We start from the raw sequence: 21,125 nt of genomic DNA, 5'->3' as shown, positions 1-21,125 counted from the left end.
TATAAAACTCATCTATCTTTTTGAACAATTGTAACTTCTTAAGGAATATAGATGAGTTTAATTTTAATTCTACTTGCAGTCATTGGCTTTATCGTATTTGCCACGTCAAAGTTAAAGCTTCATCCATTCCTAGTTCTTCTGCTTGCTTCATTTATTACCGCATTTGCTTACCAGCTACCAATCAGCAGTATCACCGCTACGATCAGCTCAGGTGTTGGGGGCTTGTTGGGGCAAATTGGTTTAGTGATCGTTTTAGGTACCATCATAGGTACAATTCTAGAGAAAAGTGGCGCGGCTATTACCATGGCCGAATTTATTATCAAGTTGCTTGGGCAAAGATTTCCAACCCTGACTATGTCTATAATTGGTTATATCGTTTCTGTACCAGTATTTTGTGACTCTGGTTTTGTGATCTTAAATTCACTGAAAGAATCAATGGCAAAATCAATGAGTGTATCTCCTATAGCGATGAGTGTTGCCTTAGCAACCGGCTTATATGCGACTCATACATTTGTACCACCAACACCCGGGCCTATTGCAGCCGCGGGGAATTTGGGCTTAGAAAATAATTTGGGTTTGGTTATTGCCGTGGGTGTTTTTGTCGCGGCAACAGCAGCATTTGTTGGCATGTTATGGGCAAATAGATTCATTAATATTCAGCCCGATAACCTCGATGAAGATGATGTTATTACTATGCCTGAAGGTACGCACAGTTATGGCGAATTACCTAGTGCCTTAAAAGCGTTTGCACCAATTATGGGGCCAATATTGTTAATTTGTTTAGGCTCAATTGCAAACTTGCCTAGCCGCCCGCTGGGCGATGCTGGCTTATTTCAATTATTGGTGTTTTTGGGCACACCACTAAACGCATTATTGGTTGGTTTGTTATTATCATTTAGCTTAATTAAAGGTGATGATCGGATCACTGATTTTAGTAGCAGAATTGCCGATGGCTTAACTGCGGCAGCACCAATACTATTGATTACCGGTGCCGGTGGTGCATTTGGCGCCGTACTCAAAGCAACCCCGATAGGCAACTATATTGGTGTTACCTTATCAGCATTAGGTGTTGGTTTATTTATGCCGTTTATTGTCTCTGCTGCATTGAAATCAGCACAAGGCTCTTCGACAGTAGCATTAGTGACCACGTCGGCATTAGTTGCCCCTCTGCTGCCTGAACTGGGTTTAGACTCTGAAATGGGCCGGGTATTAACGGTAATGGCTATTGGAGCAGGTGCTATGACGGTGTCACATGCTAATGACAGTTTCTTTTGGGTGGTTTCACAATTTAGTAAAATGAGTGTCTCGTTAGCCTATCGAGCCCATACTATGGCCACATTAGTGCAAGGCGTTGTCGCCATGCTGTTAGTTTATGTTCTAAGTTTATTCTTATTATAACTAGAGGTTGCTTTGAAAGTAGTTATTGCCCCAGATTCATTTAAAGAAAGTTTAACCGCTTTAGAAGTTGCTAATGCTATTGAATTAGGATTTAAGCGAGTTTTTCCAGATGCTGAGTATATTAAAGTACCGATGGCCGATGGTGGTGAAGGCACCGTACAAGCGCTTGTTGATGCAACCAATGGCAAAATTGTCTGCACTCCGGTCAAGGGCCCTTTACATGCTCCGGTTGATAGCTTTTATGGCATATTAGGAGACGGTGAAACCGCCGTTATAGAAATGGCGGCGGCATCGGGTTTACATCAAATCAATGAAGATGAAAAAGATGCCAAGCTTACGTGCAGTTTTGGTACTGGGCAACTGATCATCGACGCCTTAGATAAAGGCGTTAGTAAATTTATTATAGGCCTTGGTGGTAGTGCGACTAATGATGCAGGTGCAGGTATGTTAACTGCACTTGGTGCTAACTTAACCGACAAAAACAGCAAGGCAATACCTTCTGGTGGAGCTAACTTACATCTTCTCCATCACATAGATCTGGCCAACCTGCACCCAAAATTCATCAGCTCAACTTTTCTTGTTGCTTGTGATGTTAGTAATCCATTATGTGGCGATAACGGTGCAAGTGCGGTATTTGGCCCGCAAAAAGGCGCATCAACACAAGATATTGCTTTGTTGGATGCCAATTTATTACATTTTGGGCAAAAGCTAGAAACCCTATGTCAAAAAAGCATAATTAATTTTCCAGGATCTGGCGCTGCAGGAGGCATGGGGGCAAGCTTATTAGCTATATGCAATGCTAAGTTGCAATCTGGAGTAGAGCTCGTCACTAACACCCTTGCATTAACAGATAAAGTTGAAGGTGCTGACCTCGTAATAACCGGTGAGGGGCGTATTGATAGCCAAACAGTATTCGGTAAAACTCCTATCGGTGTAGCTGACGTTGCAAAGCAACATAACTGCCCTGTCATCGTAATTGCCGGTTCAGTAAGAGATGATTATGACGTGGTATTTGAGCATGGCATAGACGCAGTTTTTCCTATTTTATCTGAGCCGGGCAGTTTAGCTGAAGCATTAACCAAAGGAGCAACTAACATTGAACGAACCGCTTATAATATTGCCAAAACTATCAACATAACAACCTGATAAATAACAACTTTAAATTATTAAAGGAAAAACTGGCAAAGTTTAAACTACTGTTCTATTGTAATATTCAGGCTAAGTTTTTAATAAATATTTTAAATTATGAGCAAAATATTAGCGTTTTCTGGTAGTGCCCGAAAAAACTCTTTTAACCAACAATTAGTGTCTATTGCCGCCAGTGGAGCGCAAGCAGCTGGCGCTGACGTTAATGTAATTAACTTGCTCGACTTTCCTATGCCAATATTCAATCAAGACGATGAAACTGAGAATGGCATGCCTAAATTCGCCCAGCAATTTAAAAAACTGATCAGTGAACATGATGGTTTCTTGATCGCCTCACCAGAATACAATAGCTCATGTAGCCCGTTATTAATTAATGCTATTGCTTGGGCCTCTAGAGCAAATACGCCTGACGAAGTACCATTAAGTGCATTTCAAGGTAAGTATGCAACAATTATGGCCGCATCTCCGGGTGCATTAGGCGGCCTTCGCAGTCTAGTCACTTTACGGATGTTGTTAGGTAATATTGATGTCACTGTCCTTCCTGAACAAATCGCCATAGCCAAAGCTTATTCTACCTTTGAACAAGGCAAATTAATTGATGAGATTAAACATAATAAAGTCAGAGAAATGGGGGCAAGTTTGCATAAATTATTAACGAAGCTTAATCCTGATATTGAATAAATTTTGTTATTTATTACTCAAAATATTGCCAGAGCTCAAAAAACGTACTACATTACATAGTCTTAAAGAATAAAAAAAATAAGAGCAGAATATGACTATTATTGCTGTTACCAGAAAACCTACAACTGCAGAGCTCAACCTATTGGCAACCCTATGGGAAATTGGCCCGGCAACCGTTCGCCAAGTGCATGACGCGGTTTCTCAAAAACAAAACAGCGGTTACACTACAGTATTAAAAATATTGCAAATTATGTTTAATAAGGGCTTTGTCGAACGCGATGAAAGCATGAGGGCCCATGTTTATTCAGCAAAAGTAAGTGCAAACCAAACACAGGCCGATCTGATTGAAGATTTAATTAATTCGGCCTTTTCTGGTTCTAGCAAACAGCTGGTATTACAAGCCTTAAATCAAATTAAATCTAAAACAGATGTTGCCGATATTATGCAAGTGCTGGAACAACAGTTAGCTTAAGACATTATGTAAATTAGCCTTCAGCGTTATCTTTTTGTTGTTTCTTTTTATCCTTCTTTAGCTGTCTCTTTTCCATCTGTTGTTGTTTCAATTCTGCTAATTGTTGTTTCTGCGACGAAGTTAACAGTTGAAACATTTGATGCATACTCTTAGCAGAAATCAAGCTTACTTTTTCCTGATGCTCAGCCTTTTCTTGCTGCAGTAATTTAAATGCATTTTCATCGAAGGTTTCTGCCTGAATTAATGCGTTAAACTGTTCTCGGTTTACTTTTTTGTCACCTTGCTCAGCCATTAAAGCCTGAATTTGTTGTTTTTTAGCGGATTGAATATCTTTTACTTGCTGCTTTTGCACGTCCGTTAAGTCAAGCTTAGTTATAACTTTATGCATCTCATCTTTTCTCTCACCACCTCGGTGAGGGCTTCCATTTTCTTTTGCTACGGCATTGAAACTTAGTGCACCAAGAGTGCAAGCTACTAATAAAATTTTCGATAATTGCTTTGTCATGTTTCATTTTCCTTTATTAAAAATATCAATACTCACTAATATTGAAAGAGTATGATTTTAAATCTCTTTTCAACTTAGCGACTATAAATATAATAGCTAATAATTGTGCAAAGTTGCGCAAAGCAAACGTAAAGATTAGGTAAAACCTGTGGCGCATATTAAATAAATCGCTATTATAACTTTACTAACGCTATACAAGAAAATAAGCCCATGACAAACAAACATTTATTGTTAATTGATGACGACCAAGAGTTGGTAGAGCTACTAACTGAATTTTTAACAAGTGAAGGCTATCAAATTAGCAGTGCATTTGATGGAGTAAGTGGCTTAGAGCAAGCTAAAACGGAACAATACAGTTTAATTTTACTTGATGTAATGCTGCCAGGCTTAAATGGCTTTGAGTTATTAAAAGCATTAGGTGATAAACATCACACACCTATACTTATGCTTACAGCCAAAGGTGATGACACAGACAGAGTGTTAGGCTTGGAACTTGGCGCCGATGATTATTTGCCAAAACCTTATAACCCCAGTGAATTACTTGCTCGTATCAAAGCTATTTTACGTCGCATAGATATCATTCAAAATAAAGATAAAACTCTCTCACTAGAACATAACCACGTATTAATTAAAGGTGCTACTCGGGAAGTGTTTTGCCACAACCAATTAGTATTACTTACTGGTACAGAGTTTGAAATGCTACATTTATTAATGGAAAACTTAGACACAATTGTTTCTAAAGAACAGCTTTCAGAGCAAATATTAGGTAGACCGTTAAGTGCTTATGATCGAAGTATAGATATGCATATCTCAAACATTCGTAAAAAACTGCAATTGCATGCTGAATTAGATAAGATAAAAACTATTCGAGGTGTAGGTTATGTTTTTATGAGTGGTGATGAGAGTGACATTGAGTAAGATTTTTAGCTCGTTAACATTAAAAGTCTTTTTAGGTTTCTGGATTATCGCTTTGGCGGCGATGTTTATCACGCGCTGGATCTCGATTCAATTTATTGAGTTTGATCGTGTGTCGGCAATAACACCATTACAGCAACAACAAATAGAAAAAGTCAGTAAACGTATAGAAAGCATAGCCAAAAAGAACAAAACAAATATTACTAAACTTATTGCCGACAAAGATCGCCGACTCCCTAAAGATGTATGGCTAAAATCTATAACTAACAACAAAATATTTAATAACTCCAGATTTTCCCGACCAGACGTTAATCTGGCAATCGAACAACAAAAATTCACTCAGGCAGTGGTAACAAACTTGCGAGGTTATGAATTAATTGGCCCCATCCCAGTTATTATTAACCAAAACCAATTTAATTTATTCATTGGCAAACTTAATCGCCCTAAAGATATAGCTGGTTTTTTACATGGCATGCCAATCTGGCTGCGCGTATTTACCGTTCTACTAGTTACAGGTGGATTAATTTGGTTATTATCATGGTATTTAATCAGGCCATTAAAGCAGTTAACGCAAGCCAGTCACCGTTTTGGTGCCGGTGATTTAAGTGTAAGATTGCCAGAATTTAATCAGCGTGAAGATGAAATTGGCCGTTTAGGGCAAGCCTTTAATGGCATGGCAGAACACTTAGAAAGCTCCATTGGTGCTCAGCAACGTCTGTTAGGTGATGTATCTCATGAGTTACGCTCACCACTTACTCGCTTACAATTAGCGCTATCTTTAGCCAGTAAAGTCGACAACAAGCCTGAAGAGTTAACAAAGTATTTTGATCGTTTTAAAATTGAAATAAATCGGTTAGATGAAATGATTGCACAAGCCCTGCAACTATCTAGAATAGAGAATCAATTACAACAAATAAATCTGCAGCAGCTATGTTTAACCGATTTATTAGAGCAACTCATAATTGATGTTGACCTACCACTGAAACAAAAACAGCTTAGCATTAAATTCAATTGTAAACAGCGTTACAACATAGTTGCCGACGCCACTCAATTAGCAAGCGCAATTGAAAATATTATAAATAATGCCATACGCTACAGCCCTGAAAACTCTGTTATTGAAATATTATTAACCACTGAAAATAATAATGTAATACTTACCATTAGCGACCAAGGCAGAGGTGTGCCAAGCAATCAACTGGAACAAATATTCACTCCATTTTATCGCACTGCACAAGCACGGGATAGAGTCAGTGGTGGCACTGGTTTAGGTCTAGCGATAGCGAGTAAAGCAATTTTAGCTCATCATGGTAAAATTTTCGCCCAAACCGCCAGCTCAAATAAAGAATTTCCGGGATTGAAAGTTACCATCGAATTGCCTTATCCTAGTAACTGACTTAGAGCGAAATTTCGAATTGGTAAATCAATGCGCATATTTTCTATTTTAATCTTCATAGCCCTATTAGGAAATATGCAAGCAATGGCCACCCCGTTTCAATTTACTCAAGAACATCAATTAATCGCTAAACAACCAGTTATTGACAGGTTTTGGCATGGTGGGGAATTCGCAAGCTTTAAAAGTTATGATCAACTAGATATCCATTATGCGTTATTTTTCAAGCCAGAAAATACTCAGTGTATCGTAATTTCTCTGGGTCGCTCAGAAAGCTACTTAAAATATAAAGAACTCATCTTTGATCTAGCAAGCAATGGTTATAACGTGGCGATGATAGATCACCGCGGACAAGGATTATCAGAGCGAGAGCTTGATGATAAAAATAAAGGCTACGTAAAAGATTTCAATGATTACGTCGTAGATATGCATCAATGGCTAAGTAGTATTGTTGAGCCCAAATGCAGCAATGAGATATTTTTGTTGGCTCATTCCATGGGGGGCACAATAGCAACACGTTATGTTCAACAATTTCCTCATACATTTAACGCGCTAGTCTTATCTTCACCCATGATTGCAGTTGATGGGGGCGCTATTCCTGATTGGCTGGGCAAGCCTTTAATTAAAGCTAGTCATTTTATTGATGGTTTATTTAATGAACAATCATCGTATTTTTTCGGCCATGGACCTTATAAAGAAAAAGTCTTTGCTGGAAATGACTTAATGCAATCTGAAATTCGCCATCAATTATTCAGACAAACCTACCAACAAAACCCACAGTTAAGGCTTGGTGGGATCACGCTATCTTGGTTAAATAGTGCAATAGAAACAGAGGCCATTATTTTTGAGAATTTAAGTAGTATTCAAACACCGACATTACTGTTACAAGCAGAAAAAGACACTGTGGTAAGTAATATTAAACAACACAAGTTTTGTCAGCAATTAAATGCGTTACGCCCACAATCTTGCCCAAATGGTAAACCTGTTGTGATCAAAGCTGCATTACACGAATTGCTCTTTGAAAAAGATGAAATTCGTAATGAAGCATTAAATCAAACACTAATTTGGTTTAATCAACACAGTCAAAACTAATACCAAAGTAACTAAGCTTTTTGGCGTGATAGTTCGCTAGGGACTACTGAATGTGGGTCTTGATGAATAAGCACTTCTGTATGTTCAAACTGTGTCAATAACGCTTGTTCAATTTGATCTGCTATTTTATGCGCATCAATTAACACTAATTGATCGGGTAATTCTAAATGAAATTGAATAAACTTCATTTTACCTGCTTGGCGAGTCCTTAATTCATGAAAACCAAGAGCATTTGTGTTGCTGTTAATAATATTTTTGATAATTAGCAAATCACTATCATCTAGCTCTTTATCCATTAAGTCATGCACACTGTGATAGATAATCTGTAATGCTCCTACAATTAAAAATACCCCTACTAAAATCGTAAAGATACCATCAGCATAAATCATATTATATTGGCTTAATAATAAGGCAATAATTACCCCTAAGTTTAAAAACAAATCACTTTGGTAGTGCAAAGAGTCAGCGGCAATTGCAACAGACTTTGTTCGGCTAATAACGTATTTTTGCAGAATCACCAACGCTAAAGTTAGTACTATCGCTAAAATACTAACACCAATTGCAACATTACTATGTTCAATTGGTGTTGGATTAAAAACTCTGTCTGCCCCATGAAACATTAACAGTATTGCCGAGCCCAATACGAATGACGACTGCATGAGTGCCGCCAGATTTTCAGCTTTACCATGACCAAATTTATGTTCTTCATCTGCGGGAGCTAAAGAGAAACGCAAAATAATAAAACTGGTTAAAGAAGCGAATACATCTAGCAGAGAATCCGTCGCCGAGGCTAACATTGCTGCAGAATTTGATATCCACCAAGCATAAATTTTTGTTGTCACTAATATCAATGCAACTGCAATAGCAGCTTTACTAGCTAACTTAACTAAACTTTCATAATCTTTATTTTGCATTAACTAATGGTCTCGAAACTTAAAAGCTATAATTGAACGTATTTTACATCATATCGATTGGTAAGGTGAATAACTCATTGTATAATCATTCCCTTTCTCTTTATAATTTTTTGCGAATCACTATGTTAGATATTGTTCTTTTTGAGCCAGAAATACCACAAAATACCGGAGCCATTATCCGCCTGTGTGCCAACAGTGGCTTTCGCTTGCATTTAATAGAACCTTTAGCTTTTGATATTGATGATAAAAAGCTACGTCGTGCAGGCTTAGACTATCATGAGTTTGCCAACTTAAAAGTGCATAAAAGCTACAGTGAATTTATCAAAAGTGAACAACCTAAACGCATTTTTGCATCAACGACTAAAGCGACGCGTTTTCATGGTGATGTAAGTTTTGAGGAAGGTGATTACATCATTTTTGGCGCTGAAACTCGCGGCTTACCTGATTCAGTAAGAGACTTGATTCCCGATGAGCATAAAATTCGAATTCCAATGGTTGAAAATTCGCGCAGTATGAACTTAGCAAATTCAGTATCGGTAATAGTATATGAATCTTGGCGTCAATTTGGATTTAAAGGCGCGGTTTAAACTGCGAGGCTGATCTTTTCTAAAGTAACAGAACAGATATTAAAAAACGTCCAGCAGGACGTTTTTTATTGATCAAAGACTCATAAAATATTATTCGCTTTTTCTGTCTCGGCCTAATAATGCTACTGCCGCATCTTGAGCCGGTTTGCCTTTATATAACACTTGATATATTTGCTCAACAATTGGCATTTCAACATTATGACGTTTCGCCAACATGTGCACTTCTTTAGTATTACGATAACCTTCGACCACTTGACCAATATTTTCAATGGCATTTTCAACGGTATCACCAGCCCCAAGAGCTAAACCAAAACGTCGATTACGCGATTGATTATCTGTACAAGTCAGTACTAAGTCACCTAAGCCCGCCATCCCCATAAAGGTAGAGGCCTGTGCCCCAACAGCAGCGCCTAAACGCGACATTTCAGCTAAACCACGAGTAATAAGTGCGGTACGAGCGTTAGCACCAAAGCCGATCCCATCGGCAATACCAGCGCCAATAGCTATCACATTTTTAACGGCTCCACCAAGCTGAACACCAATAAAGTCTTCATTTTTATAAACTCGAAAGGTTCGTTCACAATGTAATAAATCAGATAATGTATCAGCAAAACCATCGTCTGTTGATGCAAGAGAGATTGCCGTAGGTAACCCAGCTGCCATCTCTTTTGCAAACGTTGGTCCAGACAACACAGCTAAGCTTACACTGTCGCCAAGAACCTCTGCTGCAACATCTTGTAAAAGACGCCCTTCTTGTGGATCTAGGCCTTTTGTTGCCCAAGCCACTTTATGCTCTTTTGTTAAAAATGGTTTAATTTGCATTAACATATCGACAAAAGCATGGCTTGGCACCACTAATAAAAGATTAGTGCTCGCCTTAATTGCAGTTTCAATATCAGTTTCTAACGCTAGTGAATCTGGAAAGGTAAAGCCAGGGAGGTATTTTTCGTTACTGCGCGTTACGGACATAGCCTCAACATGCTTTGCACTTCTACCCCATAAAAGTGTTTTATGGCCATTACGTGCAAGACAAAAAGCTAGAGCAGTGCCATACGACCCTGCTCCAATAACACTAATATCAGCAAATACTGACATATATTATGCGTCAGCCTGTGGAGCTTCAGCTTGTGCCGCTTGTGCTTCTGCAGCACGCTTTTGTACGTATGATGCAAATAATGCGTCAAAGTTAACTGGCGCTAGGTTTAATTGTGGGAAAGTACCACGAGAAACTAAGCTGCTTACAACTTCACGAGCATATGGGAATAATGTATTAGGACAGAAAGAACCTAATGTGTGAGCAACTTGTGGCTCTGGCATATTACCAATAGTAAAAATACCTGCTTGTTGTACTTCACATAAAAATGCAACTTCTTCGCCTAAGTTAGCTGTAACAGTTAACGCAAGAATTACTTCAAATGTACCTTCAGCTAGTTTGTTAGAACGAGTATCAAGATCTAATTTGATTTCAGGCTGCCATTCTTTTTGGAAAATAGCTGGGCCAGCTGGAGATTCAAAAGAAACATCTTTTGTGAAAATTCGTTGAATAGCGAATTGTGGTTGTGCTTGTTGCTCATCGGCGCCGTTTGCTGCCGGAGTTTGGTTTTCTTCAGACATAATCTGTACTTCCTAATTTATTTTAAATTTCGCTGCTTAACAGCTGTTCTAACTTAATTACTTATATTAATTTGCTAATAACGCATCTAATTTTTGCGAATAATGCAGGTCCATTAAATTATCACAACCACCAACAATTTGGTCGTTAATGAAAATTTGAGGCACCGTCATACCGCCATTACTGCGTTGAATCATTTCGGCACGTTTTTCTGGTTGCAAGTCGATGCTTATCTCTTCGAAATCAACGTTTTTTTGTGTAAAAATAGACTTAGCTCTAACACAAAACCCGCAAGTCATTCGGGTATATATAACAACATTTGCCATCAGTTTGCCTTACTTGAAACTAGCTATTTAGCTACTGGTAAATTAGCGCCTTGCCATGCAGCAAAACCACCTTTTAAAATGCTTACTTGCTCGAAGCCAGCTTTAGCTAGATTACTAGCAGCTTTGCTTGCAGTCATTCCAGCAGCACATACAACTATAATGGGATTGCCTTTTTCTTTTTCAAGGCTTGCAAGCTCATTGTTGGTGATTTTTTCCATTGATACTTGCTTTGAACCAATTATATGGCCCTTTTTAAAGTCAGCATCGCTACGAATATCTACAATTACACCGTTTTCACGGTTAACAGATAGGGTTAGCTGCTGATTATTAACTTCCTTAATATTAGACAGTTTACTTTTGATGGTAATTACCAACAGCATAGTGACAATTGCTAGCCATGCCATGCTCAAAACTGGATTATTTCCAGCAAATTCAATGTATTGTTCCATAGTACTACTTACTCTGCGTTTAATATCAATTTCTATTTATCGATATGACATTTATTTTTGGTGTAAAACAGACACGCTGCCCACCGATTTAAAGGCATCAAGTATACCTTTTGGGCATTAAGATGCCAGTTAATTAAAAAAATACTCGCTGATTTGCTCTCAACTATAGCCCTGAGGACTGATATTTAATAGTATTAGGGCTTCATTGATTTAAATCCCTTTACTGCACTTACAAGGCAATCTCATGAACAACAAAAAATCTATGGTGTTATTAATTCTCGATGGTTGGGGATATCGTGAAAATAGCGATTCAAATGCCATATTCCATGCCAATACACCAGTAATGGATGATTTAATGAAAAATTACCCTAATATGCTGATTGAAACATCAGGTATGGCTGTAGGTTTACCAGACGGTCAAATGGGTAACTCTGAAGTTGGTCATGTAAATTTAGGCGCAGGCCGAATTGTTTATCAAGATTTTACTCGCATCACTAAATCTATAGAAACTGGCGAATTCAATCAAAACCAAGTATTGATTAGTGCGATTGATAAAGCGGCAGAAAATGACAAAGCTGTGCACGTATTTGGTTTAATGTCGCCAGGCGGTGTACACAGCCATGAAGATCATATTTTAGCCTTGTTAGATATGGCAAAAACACGCGGCGCCAATAAAGTGTATTTACATGCATTTCTCGATGGCCGTGATACTCCACCGCGCAGTGCCGAATCGACACTAATCAAAGCAGAGCAAAAATTTGCTGAGTTAGGTAATGGTCAGGTTGCTTCTATTATTGGTCGTTATTTTGCTATGGACAGAGATCAACGCTGGGATCGTGTTGAAGCCGGGTATAACTTATTAGTTAGTGGTGAATCATTATTTACGGCCGACAATGCTGTTGCTGGTTTGCAAGCTGCATACGCTCGCGATGAAAACGATGAATTTGTTTCTGCCACCAATATTCCAGATAGTAATGGTAATGCGATTACTGTAAATGATGGTGATTCGCTAATTTTCATGAATTTTAGAGCAGATAGAGCTCGCCAATTTAGCCGTTGTTTTACTGAACCTGACTTTTCAGGATTTGAGCGTAAGGCACGACCTAAACTTGCTGATTTTGTCATGTTAACCGAATACGCCGCAGATATAGATGCGCCAGCCGCTTTCCCACCAGCGCCTTTACAAAACGTAATGGGCGAATGGTTAGAGAAGCATAACAAAACTCAATTACGCATTTCTGAAACAGAAAAGTATGCCCATGTAACATTTTTCTTCAGCGGCGGTAAAGAAGACACGTTTAATGGTGAGCAGCGAATTTTAGTCCCATCGCCGCAAGTAGCGACTTACGATTTACAGCCAGAAATGAATTCCGCTTTGCTTACAGATAAACTTGTTGCCGCAATTGATAGTGGCGAACACGACTTGATAGTATGTAATTATCCAAATGGTGACATGGTAGGTCATACAGGAAAATTTGATGCCGCGGTACAAGCCTGTGAAGCTGTCGACCACTCTATTGGTAGAGTTGTTGAGGCATTAAAACGCAATGGTGGGGAGTGTTTAATAACTGCAGACCACGGAAACGCGGAAATGATGGTAAATGCCACGAGTGGACAAGCTCATACTGCCCATACATGTGAGCCTGTGCCATTAATTTATGTTGGTCGAAATGCAACAGTATCTAAAACAGGCGCTTTAAGTGATATTTCACCAACCTTGTTGCACCTTATGGCAATGGAGCAACCTAGCGAAATGACCGGCTCCCCATTAATGACCTTAAGTGATTAAATTTTAGTGTCTTTGTTGCACTCACTTATTCAAAAACATTACTACACAGTGATTAAGGCTTTTAAATCTTTATCACTGTGTTTGTTATGCTTGTTGTGTGTAAATCAGCCTGTTGTTTTTGCTCAAAATAATGATGCTAAAAAAGATTTATCCTCAGTAAAACAAAAAATTGAACAACAAAAAGCTGCCATAAAACTTACCGATGAACAACAGCAACACATTCAAAAGCAACTCAAAAGAGATGATTTAGCCATTGCAAAAACAGCGGCAAAAATGAATGATACCCAGGGTAAACAACAACAAACTCAAGTAAAAATAAAACAACTAAATAAACAACAGCAGGTTTTAGAAACTAAAAAGAAACAACAAGAAGATGTGCTAGCGGAACAAATCCGCAGTGCCTATTCTGCTGGCCATCACGATTATTTAAAGTTACTTTTAAATCAACAAGGCCCAAATAAAGTTCAACGTACCCTCACCTATTATCAATACTTGAATGATGCTCGCATGACCAGCATTGAAAATTTTGAACAAGTATTAATTGAACTAGGTAAAATTGAACAACAGCAGCAGCAACAAGCTGAACAGTTGCAAGTGTTGGTAGCTGAACAAAAGCAGCAAAAACAAGCGATAGAAGAAAAGCAGCAAGAACGTAAACAAACACTGAAAACCTTAAACTCACAAATATTATCGAGTAAACAGCGCCTTAATAAGCTTGAAGGGGAAGAAAAATCTTTAATTCAAACCTTAGCCAGAATTCAAGCGCAGCTACAAAAAGAAAAAGAATTGAAAGGCTTAAGCAAGCTTAAAAAGAAATTAAAATGGCCAGTAAGAGGTCGAATTGCACATAGCTTTGGCACGAAAAAACAGGGTTATTTACGTTGGAAAGGTGTGTTATTAAATGCTGGAGTAGGTAAAAGCGTTAAGACCATACACAACGGTACGGTTTTATTCGCCGATTGGTTAAAAGGTTATGGTTTAGTGATTGTGGTTGATCATGGTGAAGGCTATATGAGCTTGTATGGACATAACCAAACACTATTGAAAGGCGTAGGTGACCGAGTTGAAATTGGTGAGCCTATAGCTTTAGTTGGCCAAAGTGGTGGTCAAAGCCAATCTGGATTGTACTTTGAAATCCGCCACAAAGGTAAACCTGTTAATCCGAAACTTTGGTGTAAGTAATGCCTTAAAGCAGAATTTTATTTACTTAGTTTGAATTGGCAAGCTCTTTGGCTGGCTCTTTTATAATTACCACTGTACCTGCAAACAAATCTTGCGCCGCTTGATTTCGTTTTGTAAACATCATCACTGCAAATTCACTCATTATCCAATAACCAAACAGTTGCGCACAAAGTGCTGAAACTGCAGGATTAAAACTGGCTAAGTAAGCCTCTCGATCATGAAACCCTAAACTAGCATAATTACTAAAGTCCATAGCGAATAGCGCTGTTAAAGCAAAAGCTGCACCAAAGACAGCAAAGCCAAGATCTACAGAACTGCGTTTAAAAGAAGTATTAAAATCAAAGCGGTTAAAGTCTTTATCAACAATGATTAACCCTAGAAAATGCTTACCAAACGTAGCGCCATATTTACCGTTGAAATAATAACCATAGTACCAATAAGCAAAATGACTAAAAATTATAGCGATGAAAGCAAAACTAATGTGCACAAAAGCCAAGCTTGAAATTAACAGCATGATGCTCAATATAATCAAACCATCGATTACATTTGCCATCATGCGCTGCCACACATTTGCATAATTTACTGCATTCATCTTCAACTCCAAAAACCATCAACAAAATAGTTTAATAAACAAGCAATTGCTATCCTGCACTTATTAAATTACTTTTTATTTATCTCTTATCTGCTTAAACAGTACTCTCATCGTTAACTGTAATCAAGTTGTAACTGAACAATATCAAGCTGTAACCTGCATTTTTAAAGGGTTGGTAAACTTATTGATAACTAAAGGTTAATTAAATTTAAAAAAAACGTTTACTGCTCGATTTTCAGATTTATTATTGCTATTCTGACATTAACAAGCATGGCTTTAGACCAATGCATTTTATAAAAATAAGAATTTCTCAGTGCGTATATTTTTCTCTTTATTTATTTTTGTAGCCGTTAATCTATTTGCAGCAAGTGCTAATGCACAAAGCAAAGACAAAATAGCCATTGTTATTGATGACATTGGTTATAGAGCAACCGACAAAACAGCCTTACAACTCCCAAAACAAGTTACTTTTTCCGTATTACCACATACACCATTTGGTCGAGAATTAGCCGAGCAAGGTAACCAGCAACAACGTGAAATTTTGTTGCATGTGCCAATGGAATCGATAAATAATTTGCTATTAGGGCCTGGCGCCTTAACTAGCACCATGGATGAAGCCAATGTTAAGAAAACGTTAGCGGCTTCTATTGCTGATATACCTCATGTAATTGGCATCAATAACCATATGGGCAGTTTACTTACCCAAAAATCTGACCCAATGTCTTGGACTATGCAATTTTTAAAAGATAATGATTTATTTTTCTTAGACTCAAGAACGAGTAAATACTCGCAGGCAGAATATATAGCGCAACGTGTAGGTGTACCAAGTTTACACCGCCATATCTTCTTAGATAATAAAATTGATGAGCACTACATTGAGCAACAATTTAAAAAATTGATCCGCAGTAGTAAACGAAATGGTGCCGTTGTTGCTATTGCTCATCCGCATCCAGCGACAGTAAGAGTATTAAAGAAAATGATCCCAACTCTTGCTGCACGTAATATTGAGTTAGTTACAATCTCTCAGTTATTGCCATTAGAAACGCCAAGCCAAATTAGCCAACAAAAAATAGAGCAAACTGACCAACATCAAGGTGAGTAAGTTATACCCCAACGATTAAACAGCTATTGATCAATATTAATGTTTTGTTTTTTTATTAATTCATCCAAAAACTTTATTGGAATTGCATACGTGATACCGCTTGGGTGAGTTATTGCTGATTCTTTAGTTTGCTGCACAAATACTTTATTGATCACCGCAACAACCTTGCCATTAGACTGCAAATAAACTGGACTGCCGCTATTACCCGGATATGCTGTTGCATCAAGTTGATAAACAAAGTAAGGATTTTTTAAGCTTTTTATCATCGCAGGGCTCAGTTCAGTTGAAGCTCTTGCGGGGATGACAACTGGGGTGACACTAGCAATGATACCTTGATGAGTAACTGGATATAATCCCAATACAGCGCCAATAGGAAAACCGGTAAAGGCTATTGACTCACCTTCAGCAACATACAGATTTTCAGCAAGTTGCAATGCGGGCAACCTAGCACCATGCTGTTTAAGAATGGCAATGTCATGTTGCTTTGAGTAAGCGACAATTTGTATTTCTCGCACCTCACTTTTTTTACCAAAGCCAACAAAAATAACACGTTTTTGTTTCTGCTCCGCTTTAATATCAATACCTATTACATGATAATTAGTTACGATGTACTGGCCATTGCCAATAACAAAGCCAGTACCATGTAAGCGACTCTGCGGGCGTGCATTAGCTTGATAAATGCCAACACCTACAATCGCGGGCTTTACTTTTACAATTGTTTTAACCAGCTGTTCACTAGCTTGTATTGCAAAGCTATTAAATAGAAAACAAGCTAATATAAACCGAGCAAACAACAATGCTACCCTTGCTTAGCTTGAAGTAAAGTTTGCACCATCTGTTTTTCAGGGCCGTCATTTACTCTTCCTAATACCTCACTGCTTTCACTCAACTTGTTTAATTGAATTAATACCTCAGCGTAGTGTAATAATATCTCCTCATTTTCAGGGGATAAATCCACAGCTTCTTCTAATAAATCGTGAGCTAGTTGATATTGTTCTAATTTCATATGAACAACAGCCAAAGTATCGATCACCTGCGGTAGCTCAGGAGCTAGTTGTTTGGCCTTTTTTGCCGACGCTAGGGCAAGCTCAAAGTCATTAGCCATAATCGCCGACCAAGCAAGGTTATTCAGCACAATAAAGTTGTCGGGGTTTTTATCTGCTAAACTTTGATAATGCGCTAAAGCTTGTTGAGGATTAGTTTCAACAGTTAACTCAGCCAATATATTTTCTAATACAATATTGCTACCAAACTCATCAATAGCACTGGTTACAATTTTTATTGCCATATCATTATCTTTATTGGCTTGTAGAGTTTGAGCGTAAACAACACTACTTTTTAAAGACGTATCTGCTTGATACCATTGACGGGCATAATCCTTGGCTTTCCCATAATCCTTGGCTTTAAAATAATAATCCGTAACAACCGAAAGATAGAATTCTTCTGGCACTTTTTGTATATCAACTACATCTATCACTTGCTTAGCTTGATTTAATGATTTTGACTGTACCAGGTAGTTAATTTCATAAAGCTTTAACACCTCCTGATCAGGAAATTTTTGTTGTGCCTTCTTAACTTCTGTAAATGCTTGTTGGTATTTCTTTTGAGCTTCAAGTGATATTAACAAACCAAGATGTGACTTAAACTGACCGGGCGATAATTTAATGAGTTGTGTATATAACCCTTCAGCTAGTTGAAATTTTTTCGCTCTAAATGCCATCGCACTATAACTTGACAAATAAGCGCTATCTTTATCTGCAGAAGCCTTTAAATCACTTAATTCCTTTAATGCCTGTTCGCTATTTCCGACTCGCTCTAATGATTTAGCCCGGGCAATTTTTAAGGTCAGGTTTTCGGGGTCTGATTTAATAAGCTCAGAAATAAACGTTGGGACTTTATTTGCATCATCGAGTTGATTACTTAAATTAATTAATACCCCCATTGCTCCTATATGAGTAGGTTCAATCTGCAATGATTTACTTATTTGCTCAAAAGCATCAGTAAAATTGTTTTCTTTTATATTGATTAAGGCCAAATTAAATAGCGCACCAACACTGTCTGGATTCTTATTCATCGCTTGCAAAAACGACAGCTTAGCTTGCTCCAAGTTTTGCTGCCTGCGCCAAACAACACCTTTAGCCAAATAACCATTTTCTTTATTTGGAAACTCATTTATCCAAGTATTCGCCACAGTCATAGCTTGCTGATATTGCCCTGCTTTTATATAGTTATAAAGTAAAGCCAAGCGCGCTTGATCATATTCAGGATCAAGCTTTATCGCTTGTTCAAGATCAGTTATGCCACTTTCATCATTAATTGAAAGCTTAAAAATACCGCGTTTACTAATGGTGGCTGAATCATTACTATCAATATCATCCATTTTATGAATAAACTTGGCCGCTTGCGCGGTATCGCCATTACGGATCAAAGTCATACTCGCACTTGATAATAAATTGAAATCTTTCTCCGACACATTTTCAATAGCATTTATCGCAGCGATAGCCTCATCGGTATAGCCTAATTTTAACCGAACTAATGACAGTATTTGATTGCCAAAATGGTTCGGTGACAATCGAGATTCGATGGCAGACAAATGGTGGAATGCCATTTCAGCATTATTTATTTGATAGAAACCGATACCGGCAATTAAATTAGCTTTGAATAAGCTAGGTCCGGCGGTAATGGCTATTCCGGCATATTCAGTCGCTTCCTTATAAGCGCCCTGTCTTATTTTAATCTCCGCTTTAAATTCATTAATAATGGCAGAGCTGGGAAAGCGCGCTAGCATTAAATCTATCTCTTTTTCTGCATCAACTAAACGTTCTAATTGAATATAAATAGAAGCTAAATTTAAACGAACTAAATAGTTATATGAATGTTTGTCTATATATTCAGTTAGCGAGTTGATGGCTAAATCAAATTGTTGATCTATTGCATATAAATTAGCGAGCAGCAGCTCAGCATCGTTAAACTCAGAATCCTCAGCAATTAATTTATGCGCCAACTCTATCGCTAATTCAAGTTGATCATTATTGGCAGCTACCCATGCTTTAGCCAGTTGAAAATAAAAACCGTCATTGTTATTAACACTTAATAAACCAGCTAAAATGGGCATCCCTTGTTCATGGGCACCTAAATAAGTTAAGCCAATACCAGCAACCGATTTGATTTGTATGACCGTATCAGGATGTAAATTTTCTAAAGTTGCAATATGATCCATAACACTTTTAACATCACCTAAAACTAACTCCGCTCGCACTAATAATGGCAACGTTTGGTTAGCATCATAGCTTTGTTCTAAAGCACGGTTTAACTCTTTCTTGGCTCCGCTAACATCGCCAAAACGCAAATAAGCTTTACCCAACAAGAAGCGACTCTCTGCATCTTCGGGAGTTTGTTGAAGAGCATTTTTTAGTTCAATTACCGCAGTTTTATAATCAGCTTCAGCAATTAACTGTTTAGCCGAGGCTTTATATTCTTCGTTTGTTTTACTTGGGCTGCAGGCACTAACAAATAGACAAAGTAATGAAGTAAGTATTATGGGTTTCAACGTTAACGGGCTCATTATTACTCCCTTGATAATGATCATTTAATGCTATTAATTGATAAATAAAATTATAGGCTGTACAAAATATAGACTAAGTATAGAGGAATATGAGTAAAAAACAGGCTTCTTAAAAGTATCTTACAATTTTCGTAACAATCTAATTTTTCGTATATTTTTTATCAAAAAAATTTAAACCATCTAAACTTAACTAAAATAATAATGGGTCGGTTTAAGGTAGAGCTAAGTTTTTCCAGTATGGGAAACCTCTTATTTGTTTAAAAATGATAAAAATAACACAACTTACATTACAAAATTATTCAGCCTGGGATGATTACGTTAAATGCCACCCTAACAGCACTCCATATCATTTAGCTGCCTATTCGCTAACAACATCACAAGCTTACTCTTTAACTTCAGTTAACCTCATAGCTAAACAAAATAATGACGTTGTCGGCATACTACCAATATGCATATTAAAATCGCTTACTTTGAGAAAGGGGTTTTACTCATTACCCTATTGCGACGCCGGCGCTTGCCTAGCTAACAACAACGAAATTGCACAGTTACTGATATCAAAAGGCAAAGAGCTATTAAAGCTTCATAACATTAAACTCTGGGAATATAGGGACTGCGCTAACATCGATGAAATAGATATTCTCAAAAAAGACTTTATTCAAACAGGTAAGGTAAGAATGATTTTACCCTTACCAGCATCATGCGAAGGTTTATTTAATAATTTTTCCGCAAAGCTACGTAACCAAATACGTAAAGCCAAAAAGAATGAATTATCAGTGACAATAAACTCACCACCATGCATTCAAGAATTTTATTATGTGTATTGCAGAAACATGAAAGCCTTAGGCTCTCCTCCACATTCACTTACCTGGTTTGAAACATTAAAAGAGAATTACAAAACCGACATAAATGTGGTGGTTATAAAGCGTCATAAAAAACCAATTGCTGCTGGAATTCAGCTATTTTCAGGTAATAATTGTTCAATTCCTTGGGCGGCAAGCTTACGAAAATACAATCACTTAAATGCCAATATGTTGCTCTATTGGAGTCTGCTTGAATTAGCGATTGATAGTCAATGTACAAATTTTGATTTCGGCCGATCCACTTTTGGCGAGAATACTTACAGGTTTAAAAAGCAATGGGGGGCTTTGCCTTTGGCTTTAAACTGGCAGACTTGGGACTCTGAGGTAATTATAGATTCTGAAATTACTAATACTCAGTATTTTAAGACCATAAAAGCAACGTCTATGGTAAGAGTTACATTAGCTAAATTATGGACACTCTTACCTTTATTTATCACGATTCTATTAGGCAATAGAATTCGAAAATACCTTAGTCTTTAATCAGGAATATTTGTGTTATTCAATTTTGCTGCCTAACCTTATTTATAGCTTGAATTTAATACTAATAA

21 protein-coding genes are annotated in these 21,125 nt (G+C 37.6%); 12 read left to right on the top strand and 9 right to left on the bottom strand.

The genetic code is table 11. The annotated features are described in order from the left end of the window. Positions 1-51 precede the first annotated feature (51 nt). The 4 genes from RGQ13_RS00945 (at position 52) to RGQ13_RS00930 (ending at position 3,697) form a co-directional block, all read left to right on the top strand. Positions 52-1,398: a GntP family permease gene (locus RGQ13_RS00945; protein ID WP_348391690.1), complete on the top strand. Its 1,347-nt coding sequence runs from the start codon at positions 52-54 to the stop codon at positions 1,396-1,398. Between the two features lie 12 nt (positions 1,399-1,410). Further along, complete coding sequence (locus tag RGQ13_RS00940) at positions 1,411-2,544, top strand: glycerate kinase (RefSeq protein ID WP_348391689.1); 1,134 nt, start codon at positions 1,411-1,413, stop codon at positions 2,542-2,544. Positions 2,545-2,643: 99 nt separating this feature from the next. After that, positions 2,644-3,225, top strand: a complete 582-nt coding sequence (locus RGQ13_RS00935; RefSeq protein WP_348391688.1) for an NADPH-dependent FMN reductase — start codon at positions 2,644-2,646, stop codon at positions 3,223-3,225. Positions 3,226-3,316: 91 nt separating this feature from the next. Beyond that, positions 3,317-3,697 (top strand): BlaI/MecI/CopY family transcriptional regulator, encoded by a 381-nt coding sequence (locus RGQ13_RS00930; RefSeq protein WP_348391687.1) that lies wholly within the window; start codon positions 3,317-3,319, stop codon positions 3,695-3,697. Positions 3,698-3,710: 13 nt separating this feature from the next. Here RGQ13_RS00930 and RGQ13_RS00925 read toward each other — a convergent pair whose 3' ends face one another. Beyond that, positions 3,711-4,202, bottom strand: a complete 492-nt coding sequence (locus tag RGQ13_RS00925) for a Spy/CpxP family protein refolding chaperone (RefSeq protein WP_348391686.1) — start codon at positions 4,200-4,202, stop codon at positions 3,711-3,713. 210 nt (positions 4,203-4,412) lie between these two features. On the opposite strand from RGQ13_RS00925, the gene RGQ13_RS00920 reads away from it, so the two are divergent. From RGQ13_RS00920 to RGQ13_RS00910, 3 genes are read left to right on the top strand one after another with little or no spacing between them, the layout of a single operon-like run. Then, positions 4,413-5,120, top strand: coding sequence for a response regulator transcription factor (locus RGQ13_RS00920; RefSeq protein ID WP_348391685.1), 708 nt, complete (start codon positions 4,413-4,415; stop codon positions 5,118-5,120). Then, on the top strand, positions 5,113-6,510 hold the full coding sequence (locus tag RGQ13_RS00915) for an ATP-binding protein (protein WP_348391684.1): 1,398 nt from the start codon (positions 5,113-5,115) through the stop codon (positions 6,508-6,510). Before RGQ13_RS00920 ends, RGQ13_RS00915 begins: the two co-directional genes overlap by 8 nt. A gap of 30 nt (positions 6,511-6,540) precedes the next feature. After that, complete coding sequence (locus tag RGQ13_RS00910) at positions 6,541-7,599, top strand: alpha/beta fold hydrolase (RefSeq protein ID WP_348391683.1); 1,059 nt, start codon at positions 6,541-6,543, stop codon at positions 7,597-7,599. 11 nt (positions 7,600-7,610) lie between these two features. On the opposite strand, the gene RGQ13_RS00905 is transcribed toward RGQ13_RS00910, so the two are convergent. Next, positions 7,611-8,513 carry a cation diffusion facilitator family transporter gene (locus RGQ13_RS00905; RefSeq protein ID WP_348391682.1) on the bottom strand — a complete coding sequence of 301 codons (903 nt, stop codon included), beginning with the start codon at positions 8,511-8,513 and terminating at the stop codon, positions 7,611-7,613. Between the two features lie 122 nt (positions 8,514-8,635). On the opposite strand from RGQ13_RS00905, the gene trmL reads away from it, so the two are divergent. After that, positions 8,636-9,100 carry a tRNA (uridine(34)/cytosine(34)/5-carboxymethylaminomethyluridine(34)-2'-O)-methyltransferase TrmL gene (gene trmL, locus RGQ13_RS00900; RefSeq protein WP_348391681.1) on the top strand — a complete coding sequence of 155 codons (465 nt, stop codon included), beginning with the start codon at positions 8,636-8,638 and terminating at the stop codon, positions 9,098-9,100. Positions 9,101-9,190: 90 nt separating this feature from the next. Here trmL and gpsA read toward each other — a convergent pair whose 3' ends face one another. The 4 genes from gpsA to RGQ13_RS00880 all read right to left on the bottom strand — a co-directional run bounded on the left by gpsA (position 9,191) and on the right by RGQ13_RS00880 (position 11,487). Further along, positions 9,191-10,195, bottom strand: a complete 1,005-nt coding sequence (gpsA, locus tag RGQ13_RS00895) for an NAD(P)H-dependent glycerol-3-phosphate dehydrogenase (RefSeq protein WP_348391680.1) — start codon at positions 10,193-10,195, stop codon at positions 9,191-9,193. Positions 10,196-10,198: 3 nt separating this feature from the next. Further along, positions 10,199-10,714 carry a protein-export chaperone SecB gene (gene secB / locus RGQ13_RS00890; RefSeq protein ID WP_348391679.1) on the bottom strand — a complete coding sequence of 172 codons (516 nt, stop codon included), beginning with the start codon at positions 10,712-10,714 and terminating at the stop codon, positions 10,199-10,201. Positions 10,715-10,780: 66 nt separating this feature from the next. Continuing rightward, entirely contained in the window at positions 10,781-11,038 is a 258-nt protein-coding gene (gene grxC, locus RGQ13_RS00885; RefSeq protein ID WP_348391678.1) for a glutaredoxin 3, read from the bottom strand. Between the two features lie 23 nt (positions 11,039-11,061). Beyond that, positions 11,062-11,487 carry a rhodanese-like domain-containing protein gene (locus RGQ13_RS00880; protein ID WP_348391677.1) on the bottom strand — a complete coding sequence of 142 codons (426 nt, stop codon included), beginning with the start codon at positions 11,485-11,487 and terminating at the stop codon, positions 11,062-11,064. 244 nt (positions 11,488-11,731) lie between these two features. Here RGQ13_RS00880 and gpmM point away from each other — a divergent pair, with 244 nt between their 5' ends. Continuing rightward, positions 11,732-13,276 carry a 2,3-bisphosphoglycerate-independent phosphoglycerate mutase gene (gene gpmM, locus RGQ13_RS00875; protein WP_348391676.1) on the top strand — a complete coding sequence of 515 codons (1,545 nt, stop codon included), beginning with the start codon at positions 11,732-11,734 and terminating at the stop codon, positions 13,274-13,276. 6 nt (positions 13,277-13,282) lie between these two features. Further along, positions 13,283-14,458: a murein hydrolase activator EnvC family protein gene (locus RGQ13_RS00870; protein WP_348391675.1), complete on the top strand. Its 1,176-nt coding sequence runs from the start codon at positions 13,283-13,285 to the stop codon at positions 14,456-14,458. Between the two features lie 25 nt (positions 14,459-14,483). Here the strand turns inward: RGQ13_RS00870 and RGQ13_RS00865 are convergent, their stop codons facing one another. Continuing rightward, a complete protein-coding gene (locus RGQ13_RS00865; protein WP_348391674.1) occupies positions 14,484-15,050 on the bottom strand; it encodes an RDD family protein in 567 nt (188 codons plus the stop codon). Positions 15,051-15,363: 313 nt separating this feature from the next. Between RGQ13_RS00865 and RGQ13_RS00860 the strand changes: the two genes are divergently transcribed. Then, positions 15,364-16,152, top strand: coding sequence for a divergent polysaccharide deacetylase family protein (locus RGQ13_RS00860; RefSeq protein ID WP_348391673.1), 789 nt, complete (start codon positions 15,364-15,366; stop codon positions 16,150-16,152). Between the two features lie 23 nt (positions 16,153-16,175). Here the strand turns inward: RGQ13_RS00860 and RGQ13_RS00855 are convergent, their stop codons facing one another. Both RGQ13_RS00855 and prsT read right to left on the bottom strand, forming a co-directional pair. Continuing rightward, a complete protein-coding gene (locus RGQ13_RS00855) occupies positions 16,176-16,946 on the bottom strand; it encodes a S1 family peptidase (RefSeq protein ID WP_348391672.1) in 771 nt (256 codons plus the stop codon). Positions 16,947-16,951: 5 nt separating this feature from the next. After that, positions 16,952-19,717 (bottom strand): XrtA/PEP-CTERM system TPR-repeat protein PrsT, encoded by a 2,766-nt coding sequence (gene prsT / locus RGQ13_RS00850; protein WP_348391671.1) that lies wholly within the window; start codon positions 19,715-19,717, stop codon positions 16,952-16,954. Between the two features lie 263 nt (positions 19,718-19,980). Here prsT and RGQ13_RS00845 point away from each other — a divergent pair, with 263 nt between their 5' ends. After that, the gene (locus tag RGQ13_RS00845; protein WP_348391670.1) at positions 19,981-21,057 is read left to right on the top strand and encodes a GNAT family N-acetyltransferase; all 1,077 of its coding nucleotides are present in this window, start codon (positions 19,981-19,983) and stop codon (positions 21,055-21,057) included. The last annotated feature ends 68 nt before the right edge of the window (positions 21,058-21,125 follow it).

This window comes from Thalassotalea psychrophila (assembly GCF_031583595.1).
In the GTDB taxonomy this organism is placed as follows: domain Bacteria; phylum Pseudomonadota; class Gammaproteobacteria; order Enterobacterales; family Alteromonadaceae; genus Thalassotalea_A; species Thalassotalea_A psychrophila.
Note: the sequence above shows the minus strand (reverse complement) of the source record. Positions and strands in the feature narration are given on the sequence as shown.